Source organism: uncultured Clostridium sp., from assembly GCF_937920395.1.
Classification (GTDB): domain Bacteria; phylum Bacillota; class Clostridia; order Clostridiales; family Clostridiaceae; genus Clostridium_AD.
Map to the genome: position 1 here is coordinate 1 of NZ_CALEVF010000051.1, position 7,721 is coordinate 7,721.

Below are 7,721 nucleotides of genomic sequence, written 5' to 3' on the forward strand. Positions count from 1 at the left end.
ATTCTGTCATTAAATCAAGAATAATATTATGGGCATCTATACATTTTTTTAGGATTACCGCCATATTGTAAATAGTAATATTTAAAATGTCCAGGCCCCACACCAAAATACAAATGATCTTTAATCATTCCAAAAGCTAATGCCCATATAGGTCTTCTATCTTTAGCTTGATTGATCAATCTATCCCATATTTTTGCGTTACTAGTGGCAATTCCTCCTGGAGTAGTTATATTTATGCCGTCTACAATATTTTCAACATCCCATCTATGCATAACATTATAAGTCATACAAGAAAATACAACTATAGAAATTAGAACATACTTTTTCCAATTCTTTTTATCAATTATAATAGAAAACAAAAAACAAATTGCTAATGTTAAAAGTATACCTCTAGATTTTTGAGTAGCAAAATTAATTATTTGTATTAATAATAATAATTTATATATTTTATTATGGCTTCCCGATAATCCTTTGTTTGTAGCATATAATAATATAAATGGCATTACCATTATTGTATAACCAAGCATAAAATTGCTACCAAGTACTCCGTAAAGATGCTGATTATTGCCTCTAACAATCAAATTATATACTGTAACAATTATGTCTGGTATTGATGATAATGTAACTCCTATACATAAATAAAGCAATATGTCTTTATAAAGGTCTTTATTATTTTCCTTATAACAAAGCATACCTATGCTATAAGTCATCATTGTAACCATACTAAGTAGCACTAGTTTAGATGCTTCCAATACATGTATACTCCTTATAGAAGATATCACTGCAAGTATTAACAATATACCATAAAGTATACTTATCTTTTTATGTTTACGCGTAAGTCTTGAAAAATCAAATTCACCTTTTTTATTTTCAAAAATCATCATAATTAAATAAACTACAAAATAAACTATATATACTACTTGACCTACCTCAGCTAGATTTAGCCTATGCATAATATAAAGTACCATTGGTATTATAGGCATTGATATAGCGTAAATTTTACTTGCTATAATAAAATTCTTAAACATCAAAATCAAACTACAAATTATAAATAAGGTCACAAATATGCTACTGAGGAACATAAGTATATTGGATGTACCGATTTTTATAAATAGTCCTATTTCTATAATTGTATATAATCCTAAAATTATATAAATGTATTTTTTTAAATAATTAAAATAAGCTTGAAGCTCTTTTGTTAATTTCATTTTCATCCTCCTGAATAGTTTTCTCGTATTTTTAAATTATGGAATCATACCACAATAAAACAAAATACTCCCTTAAAAATATATAAATGCTATGGTCTCATAAAATATCACCACTATACCAATTTTTTATATAAATTATCCATAAGTTTTGCGTTGTTAGCCCAACTATACTTCTCAACAACTAATTTTCTTGCATTTTTTGAAAATTCCATCATCTTTTTTTCATCTTGAATCATTTTGATGATTTTTATTTTTATATCTTCACTGCTTTTTTCCTTTATTATAAAACCATTATAATCATCAAAAATTATTTCTTTTAATCCACCTACGTTAGTAGCTATTATTGGCCTTCCACATGCACACGCCTCAACAGCTGAAACCCCAAAACTCTCACTTAACGAAGGTAGACATACTATATCCATCATATTTATATATTTAGGTACTTTATCATTATCTATTCTTCCTATAAAGGTAACATTAGAATTAATACCTAGTTCATTTACTAATGAATCTAATTTAATTTTTTGTGTACCGTCTCCAACAATTAAAAGCTTTAGTTCTTTGCTACCTTTGTATTCACGTATAACCTTTGAAAAACCTTCAATAAGATAATCTATTCCATATACTTTTTCTAATCCCTTAATAACCCCTATTGTAATATCATTGCTGCTTAATATTGGTGTGTAACATTTAAATTTACCTATGTCAACACCAAATGGGGTTATTATAATGTCTTTCTTATAATATTTCTTTGTTTCTTCTGCCATATTATAACTTGTTGAACAGACTTTGTCTGCCCCTTTCAATATGTACTTAAGTAACAATTTTTTAACAATGTTACCTTTTGGAAACTCATATATATCACTACCCCATACAGAAATTATAAATGGATGAAAATTGCACATTCTTCCATAGAGTCCGTAACTAGTAGCATAATGACTATGCAATATGTCAGGACTAATTTCATTTACTAGTTTTTTAATATCTTTAATTAATAAAAAATAACTTAATTTATTTTTAGATATATTTCTTAGTACATGCACATATACATTACTTTCATAAACATAATCCGCTTTTCTCATAGAAATTATATGAATTTCATTGTAAATGCTAGAGAAATATTGAACCCATTTTCTAGTATGTATACTTTGTGCATCTGCTAAAAAACAAATTTTCACCATAGCTTTCCTCCTATTTTCTATACTATTTAATTACAAACAATAGTATTAGAAAATTAATTATAAATCACCATTTTTAGATATCTGGTTTACACTCACATTAGGATTTTCTATAATACCTATTATCCTCTCTGTTACCTTTCCATCTAGCTTATAAAAATTTTCAGTAATATATTTCTTCATGTTATTATTCAATGTTATATCATTTAAATTTATTTTTACCATATATTCCAGAAGTTTATTTTCATCCTTAACACCAAATGAAACTCCATCCTTAACAAAATTACCTGCATCGTTATATTTAGGAAGAATTATACAAATAGATGGCTTATTCATAAGCGCAGCTTCTACAACCACTGTTGAATGTACACTTATTATGAGGTCACTCCATTTAATTAATTCATACAAATCTCCATCTTTCATGATTTTACAGTTTTTTATATGGAATTTTTCCACCATAGATTCATAAAACTCGAAGTTTAAATCAGCGGGATGAAGTTTTATTATTAATTCATAATCTTCCTTCATTAAATTTAGTGCCCTAAATAACATTATAGTAGCAGGTTCTAGTAAATCCCTAAAATATTGTGTTGCATAAACTATTTTTAGAATCCCACTTCTTTTACTGGGTTTTAAATATCCCTTTTGAACTAAGGTGTCTGTTCTTACTTGCCCAACAACACTAATATTATCCTTATTATATACATTTGTATGAGCTATCAATAAATTTTTATAGTTTTGTCCCCACACAAATGTATGTTTAGGAACTATAACCTCTTTATATTTAGAATTAATTATATAAGTAGAGGATGTTTCATTTATTATTCCATGTTGAACAGCATAGGTATCTATTTCACACCTATTGCCTGCAGCTATAAAACATCGACCTCTATCTCCTTCTCCAACTACTAAACATTTTTTTATCTTAAATTTTTCAATAAATTTTTCTGCTGCTACCAACTCATATAAATATGAATAATAATTCTCTTTTAAATTTTTCATTACATAATTGATCATAACATTTTTAAGATCTAGTTGATTGAAATGAAAATCCAATTTATTAACATACACTAAATTATCTACTATTAAACTATTATTTACATATTTTTTAGATTTAAGTCTTTTAAAGAAAATAAATAATTCAAAGGGTACAAAATTTTCATGATAATTTAAAGTCTTATCTATAATATATTTGTTATTTAATTGTTGAAAATTTATTATATTATAATTATCTTTTAATTTATACATAACTTGTCCTAGTTGAGTATCGTAATAGCCATTTTTATTGCCTTTAACAGGATTTAAATCTGAAGCATGTGATACTACTAAAAATGGATCTTTAAAATGATTTTTATTGAAAAGCGAATTACCAAACAAAAATTTGCAATAATTCCCTATTCCTCTTATAAATCTTCTAACTAATTTGACTTTATTTATAGGCCGAATATTTTTTTCACTATATATTATATTACATTTAATGTTAAATACATCATCGCAAACCTTTTTCATAACTTCATCATCCGTTTGGACTTCTACTACTTCGTTAATTTTTTCCTTGATATTTCTTATCACCATAATACAAAAAATCAAACCATTCAACTTTCTATATATAGTAGGTCTATCGAAAACATATAATGGGATATTATCGTATAAATATAATTCTTCAAGTTTTAACCCATTAACCTTTTGATTTTCTAAGTAAGTTAAATATTTGAAGGCTTCATCTTCTATTTTTAGATTCCCTATATATTCAAATAAATCGATAACCTCACCATTCATTATTAATTCTTTTTTTTGTGCAGTATATATTAATTTAACCATTAAAATTCATCCTACTCTTTCCATTTATTTTTGCATTGATTTTTTACTAATCTTTTGGATCTGATAACCTAATGCAATTAATATTACTAGCAATATTCCATATCTCAAAATTAAATTATTTTTCACTATAAAAAATATTATACTACTTAATACTATTGATATAATACCATATGCAAATGGCTTAAAAGTATATATTCTTACATCAAATATACGTAAGGATATAAAGTAATGATATAAAAACAGTATAACGTATGCTATTATTGTTGTCCAAGTAGCTGCAACTGCTCCATACCTTGGAATTAAAATATAATTTAATACGACATTTGTTAAAGCTGCAATAAGCGTTCCAAGTGAAAGTAGTTTTGTGTTTTTAGTATAAAACTCAAGGTTCGCTGGTATACTGTATAAAAATTGAAAATAATATCCTACCATTATTAATGGCACATAATCTAGTCCTTTGTAAAAATCACTTGTTCCCATTAACTTTCCTATTTCAGGTGATATAAATATTAATACAAATCCCATGACAGAAAATATCATAATATAATATTTAATTTTTAATCTTATATCATCATAATTTTTTTCTTTCATGTTTTCATAAAACCACGGAACCCAAGCTTTGTTACAAGCAAGCCATACAATGTACATTATCATTCCTATTTTATATGCAAAACTATATATTCCTGCAGCACTTGCTCCTAACAAACTATTTATCATTACTGTATCCACAGACTGCAATATTACCCCTGATAAAAGATGTACAATTGCTGGTATCGATAATATTAAAGCATATTTCCAGTATTTAAAATTAATTAACGTTTTTCCTTTTCTCATTGCGATTATGTATAAAACTGTTCCATAAAGTATAGCAACAATAAGTAAAGAACCAATTCTCCCATAATATTTATCTGTTTTAAAATTATATATAAGAATTATAGCTAAAATTGTGTTTAAAATAGCACTACTTATTGATATAAGTAAATATTTTTTATATTTATATTCAGCATTTAATTTTGCATTAGAAAAATCCACAACAAATCCAAAAAAACTTTGAATGATAAGACACATAACTAATATAGAATTTAAATCAATTATTTTACCTATTTGCTTTTTAAAGATAAATGATATTATAAACCATAAAATAGCAAGCAATGTAGCTAAAAAAAGTATAGAGGATGCAAACTCATCATATCTTTCTTTAAAATCCACTTTTGCATTATTAACTGTAGCCAAGAGTCCTAATGTAATTATGGTCGTAAAAACGGAAAGCCATGTAGTGTATACATTAACTATTCCAAAACCACTAGTCCCAAGCATACGTGTAAAAATAGGCATGGTTATAAACGAAATGCCTTGAACAAAAAATGTTCCTATAGTAAACCATATCCCACTTTTAACCAATCTATTTTGGTATAGTTTCTTAATAAAATCTATATTCATATTCTTCTCCTATCCACTTTAAGCATACCTATGCAACTAAAAAACCCACTAAAGTGGTCTAATTAATGATTTCCCTTGAGATATCATTAAAAACGCAAGAAATAACAAAGTTATTTCTTGGAGTTTTTTATTAGTTCGCATACAACTTTAATATCCTCTTTCTTAAGCCCCACAGAACTCGGAAGATTTATACCTCTTGCATATAACTCATTAGTAACAGTTAAATCACCATGTCTACTTCCCTTATATGGTGGCATACCATGAATAGGCATAAAGAAAGGTCGTGCCTCTATTTTTCCTGCATTTAATTTTTGTATAAGTTCATCACGAGTTATACCGTATTCGTCTTCAACTAATATTGAATATAGCCAGTAACAATTTTTTACATTTACTTTTTCTGTTGGTAATGTAATTCCTTTAATTTCACCTAGAAGCTGGTTATAATACACTGCATTTTCTCTTTTAATTTTTAGATATTCTTTAACATTCTCAAGCTGTGCTACTCCAAATGCAGCTAAAAGGTTTGGCATTCTCATATTATATCCTATTTCGGAATGATAAAATGCTTTATTCTCAGTAACTACTTTTGTTTGAGTAGATAAAAATTTTGCCCTATTAGCGTACTCTAAATTGTTAGTTACAAGCATTCCACCTGCTCCAGTAGTTATAAGTTTATTACCATTGAAACTAAAACAACCTATATCACCAATTGTTCCTACCATTTTAGTATTACAAGTAGAACCTAATGCCTCTGTTGCATCTTCTATAACAAACAGATTATGTTTTTTCGCTATTTGCATTACTTTACTCATGTCTACAGGATGACCATAAATATGTACTGGCATTATAGCCTTTGTTTTAGGTGTTATTAATTCTTCTATTTTAGAAGTATCCATAACAAATGTATCACGGCATACATCTACAAATACAGGCTCTGCGCCTACGTATTTTATAGTATTAACTGGAGATATAAATGTAAGTGATGGAACTATAACCTCGTCACCAGCTCCTATTCCAAGTGTTAGCAATGCAAGTTGAAGTGCAGCAGTACCATTCATTGTAACTACAGCACTTTTGCTACTAACATATTCACTAAATTTATCTTCAAATAAATTAACGTAACTTCCTACTGAAGATACCCAATTAGTATTTATACAGTCTTTTATGTATTTTAGTTCATTGCCTCTTATCTCTGGTATACATAAAGGTATCATAATAAAACCCTCCTATTTTTTTAAACGTTATTCTTTTGTTAAACATTGTATATGTCTGTTTTAAAATACTGCATATTATTTTTTATCCACTCTACTGTTGCCTCTAGGCCTGCATCTATGGTGTAATTTGGCTTCCAGCCTGTTAATTCTTTTATTTTAGTATTATCAGCCCATAATCTATTAACTTCACTGTTGGTTGGTCTTAATCTCTCATCATCACAAATAATTTTTACGTCTTTACCTATTATTTTTATTATTTTTTTAACTGTTTCTCCTATAGTTATTTCATAGTTTGAACCAGCGTTTATAACTTCACCAATAGTCTTTTCACTTTCTGCTATTTTTATAAAAGCCTGTGCAGTGTCTTTTACAAAATTAAAATCTCTAGTTGGTGTTAAACTTCCAAGTTTAATTTCTGTTTTGCCTGCGAGTATCTGCGATATTATTGTTGGAATTACAGCCCTTGCGGATTGTCTTGGCCCATAAGTATTAAATGGTCTTATAGTTGCTATAGGCATATCAAAGCTTCTATAATAACTCTCAGCCATCTTATCTGCTCCTATTTTAGATGCTGAATATGGAGACTGTCCCTGCATTGGATGTTTCTCATCAATTGGTACATAAAGAGCTGTTCCATAAGTTTCAGACGTTGACGTATGTACAATTTTTTCTATGTCATAATCTCTACATGCTTCTAAAACATTAGTGGTACCTTCAACATTTGTTCTTACATAAGCCATAGGTGATAAATAAGAATATGGAATTGCAATCAGTGCAGCAAGATGAAAAACTACTTCTTGACCCTTTATAATTCTTTTCATTCCATCATATTCTCTTATGTCACCAGTAACAACTTTTAT

Annotated in this window: 6 protein-coding genes; all 6 read right to left on the reverse strand. The window is 27.6% G+C overall.

Annotated features, from left to right (window positions below):
- Positions 1–26 precede the first annotated feature (26 nt).
- Complete coding sequence (locus Q0649_RS06270) at positions 27–1,208, reverse strand: O-antigen ligase (protein ID WP_298838931.1); 1,182 nt, start codon at positions 1,206–1,208, stop codon at positions 27–29.
- Between the two features lie 113 nt (positions 1,209–1,321).
- A complete protein-coding gene (locus tag Q0649_RS06275) occupies positions 1,322–2,389 on the reverse strand; it encodes a glycosyltransferase (RefSeq protein ID WP_298838933.1) in 1,068 nt (355 codons plus the stop codon).
- Between the two features lie 57 nt (positions 2,390–2,446).
- On the reverse strand, positions 2,447–4,207 hold the full coding sequence (locus tag Q0649_RS06280; protein ID WP_298838935.1) for a hypothetical protein: 1,761 nt from the start codon (positions 4,205–4,207) through the stop codon (positions 2,447–2,449).
- A 24-nt stretch (positions 4,208–4,231) separates the two neighbouring features.
- Complete coding sequence (locus Q0649_RS06285; protein ID WP_298838938.1) at positions 4,232–5,647, reverse strand: lipopolysaccharide biosynthesis protein; 1,416 nt, start codon at positions 5,645–5,647, stop codon at positions 4,232–4,234.
- 110 nt (positions 5,648–5,757) lie between these two features.
- Positions 5,758–6,861: a LegC family aminotransferase gene (locus tag Q0649_RS06290; RefSeq protein WP_298838940.1), complete on the reverse strand. Its 1,104-nt coding sequence runs from the start codon at positions 6,859–6,861 to the stop codon at positions 5,758–5,760.
- A 38-nt stretch (positions 6,862–6,899) separates the two neighbouring features.
- On the reverse strand, positions 6,900–7,721 hold an 822-nt coding region (locus tag Q0649_RS06295), incomplete at its 5' end, for a GDP-mannose 4,6-dehydratase (RefSeq protein ID WP_298838942.1).

Bases quoted from the DNA above. Each gene is read 5' to 3' on its own strand.
- Q0649_RS06270 (WP_298838931.1), bottom strand. From the start codon at position 1,208: ATGAAATTAACAAAAGAGCTTCAAGCTTATTTTAATTATTTAAAAAAA.
- Q0649_RS06275 (WP_298838933.1), bottom strand. From the start codon at position 2,389: ATGGTGAAAATTTGTTTTTTAGCAGATGCACAAAGTATACATACTAGA.
- Q0649_RS06280 (WP_298838935.1), bottom strand. From the start codon at position 4,207: ATGGTTAAATTAATATATACTGCACAAAAAAAAGAATTAATAATGAAT.
- Q0649_RS06285 (WP_298838938.1), bottom strand. From the start codon at position 5,647: ATGAATATAGATTTTATTAAGAAACTATACCAAAATAGATTGGTTAAA.
- Q0649_RS06290 (WP_298838940.1), bottom strand. From the start codon at position 6,861: ATGATACCTTTATGTATACCAGAGATAAGAGGCAATGAACTAAAATAC.